2 protein-coding genes and 1 pseudogene are annotated in these 2,504 nt (G+C 64.8%); 1 reads left to right on the top strand and 2 read right to left on the bottom strand.

Features of this window, described 5'->3' with window-relative positions; translation table 11 throughout:
* Positions 1–340, bottom strand: a pseudogene (locus ACMO6A_RS05835) (molybdopterin molybdenumtransferase MoeA); the annotation flags it as partial.
* A 201-nt stretch (positions 341–541) separates the two neighbouring features.
* Here ACMO6A_RS05835 and ACMO6A_RS05830 point away from each other — a divergent pair.
* On the top strand, positions 542–1,105 hold the full coding sequence (locus ACMO6A_RS05830) for a gamma carbonic anhydrase family protein (RefSeq protein WP_009306905.1): 564 nt from the start codon (positions 542–544) through the stop codon (positions 1,103–1,105).
* Between the two features lie 92 nt (positions 1,106–1,197).
* Here the strand turns inward: ACMO6A_RS05830 and eno are convergent, their stop codons facing one another.
* A complete protein-coding gene (gene eno / locus ACMO6A_RS05825; protein WP_009306906.1) occupies positions 1,198–2,490 on the bottom strand; it encodes a phosphopyruvate hydratase in 1,293 nt (430 codons plus the stop codon).
* Between the last annotated feature and the right edge of the window lie 14 nt (positions 2,491–2,504).

Here is a 2,504-nt window from a genome sequence, read left to right as displayed (position 1 = left end):
TCACCACGGAGTCTGCGTCGTCGGGCATGGGCGCGCCGGTCATGATGCGCACGCACTGCCCGGCCTCGATAGAGCCTTCAAACACGTCGCCCGCCGCGATCTCGGCCACGACGTCCAGTTCGACCGGCGCTTCCTGCGACGCCTCGGCAAGCTCGGCGGCCCGAACCGCGAACCCGTCCATCGCCGAATGGGCGAACGGCGAGATGTCGATATCGCTCTTCAAATCGGCGGCGGCCACGCGGCCGACCGCTTCCAACACGGGCACGGTTTCCACCGGCAGGGGCGCCGCATGGGACAACACGAGCGCACGGGCCTCTTCAAGTGAGATCATTTCTGGCATGGTTGCACATCCTTTTCCTTCGTGCGGCTCATTATAGCGCTTGCAGTATAGTGTTGCGCAGGAAGTTTGGCAGCATCGGCAGTCGTACGCGGGCTTCAAGGGGGGGCGCTCCACCCAATCGCCATGATCTGACGATAGCCCCTCGCCCCCAGGTTCGCGATAATGGAAGGACACCGAACCCTCGCACACAAGGAGACGCCCATGACCTCAGAAGAAACGCCCCTGTACCACCGCGTGAAAGCCCATCCCACCGCCCGCATCGCGCCGTCGGCTGGCATCGTGGGCGACGTGACCATCGGCCGCGACGCCAGCGTGTTCGCCGGCGTGCAGATCCGCGGCGACGACGCGCCCGTCGTCATCGGCGACGAGTCCAACTTGCAGGAGAACACGGTCGTCCACGTGGATTTCGACGTGCCCTGCATCGTGGGGCCGCATTGCACCGTAGGCCACGGCACCATCCTGCACGGGTGCGAGCTGGGCGAAAACGTGCTGGTGGGCATGGGCTCCATCGTGATGAACCGCGCGAAGATCGGCGCGAACAGCCTGATCGGGGCAGGATCGCTGGTGACAGAGGGCAAGGAGTTCCCGCCGGGCAGCCTCATCATGGGCACGCCGGCGCGCGTGAAGCGCGCGCTGACCGACGAGGAGATTGCGTCCATGTGCACCTTCCCCGCCGACGACTACGTGCGCCAAAGCGGCGAAATGCTGGAGCAGGGAGTGCTGGAGCACCCCGCCCCCGACATGGACATGCACCGGGGAGCGTAGGGCAAAGCCTTTTCCCGCTCATGAAGAAGGGCTGCCCAAAGGCAGCCCTTCTCGTTTCGCGAAGCTAAAGAGCCGTCAAGCTCTCGCAACCGTTAGCGGTTGATATTGTAAAAGGCGTTCATGCCGGCGTACTGGGCGGCGGTGTCCAACTCTTCCTCGATGCGGAGCAGCTGGTTGTACTTCGCCACGCGGTCGCTGCGGCAGGGCGCGCCCGTCTTGATCTGGCCGGTGTTGCAAGCGACGGCCAGGTCGGCGATGGTGGTGTCCTCGGTCTCGCCGGAGCGGTGGCTCATGACGCATGCATAGCCGGCCTGCTTCGCCATCTCAATGGCCTCCAGCGTCTCGGTCAGGCTGCCGATCTGGTTCACCTTGATGAGGATGGCGTTCGCGCAGCCCAGCTCGATACCCTTGGCCAGGCGCTTGGAGTTGGTGACGAACAGGTCGTCGCCCACCAGCTGCACGCGGTCGCCGATGCGGTCGGTCAGCTCTTTCCAGCCGTCCCAATCCTCTTCGGCCATACCGTCCTCGATGGAGACGATGGGGTACTTGTTCACGAGCGCTTCCCAATAGTCCACCATCTCGGCGCTGGTCAGCTCGCGGCCCTCGCCCGCCAGCACGTACTTCTTCTTATCGGCGTCGTAGAACTCGGTGGATGCCGGGTCCATGGCGAACATGATGTCCACGCCGGGCTTGTAACCGGCAGCCTCGCACGCCTTCGTCACGTACTCGAGCGGCTCTTCGTTCGTCTTGAAGTTGGGGGCGAAGCCACCCTCGTCACCCACGCCGCCGCCGAGGCCCGCGTCATGCAGCACCTTCTTCAGCGTGTGGTAGATCTCGGCGCACCAGCGCAGCGCCTCGGCGAACGTGCTCGCGCCCACCGGCATGATCATGAACTCCTGGAAGTCCACGTTGTTGTCAGCATGCACGCCGCCGTTGAGGATGTTCATCATGGGCGTGGGCAGCAGGTGCGCGTTCGCGCCGCCGACGTACTTGTACAGCGGCAGCTCAGCCGACTCGGCAGCAGCCTTGGCGCAGGCCAGCGACGCGCCAAGGATGGCGTTCGCGCCCAAGGCACCCTTGTTGTCGGTGCCGTCCACCTGCAGCATGATGTCGTCGATAAAGCGCTGATCGTCGGCCTCGACGCCGATGAGCGCCTCGGCGATCTCCTCGTTCACGTGGGCGACAGCATCCAGTGTGCCCTTGCCGAGATAGCGGCCCTTGTCGCAGTCGCGCAGCTCGACGGCCTCGAACGCGCCCGTCGAAGCGCCCGACGGCACCGCGGCACGGCCGAACGCGCCGTCTTCCAGCACCACTTCAACTTCCACGGTCGGGTTGCCGCGCGAGTCCAGAATCTCGCGACCGAACACATCGATGATGACGCTCATGCATGCCTCCTAGT

The organism is Eggerthella sp. (genome assembly GCF_048329335.1).
GTDB classification, from domain to species: Bacteria; Actinomycetota; Coriobacteriia; order Coriobacteriales; family Eggerthellaceae; genus Eggerthella; species Eggerthella lenta.
Note: the sequence above shows the minus strand (reverse complement) of the source record. Positions and strands in the feature narration are given on the sequence as shown.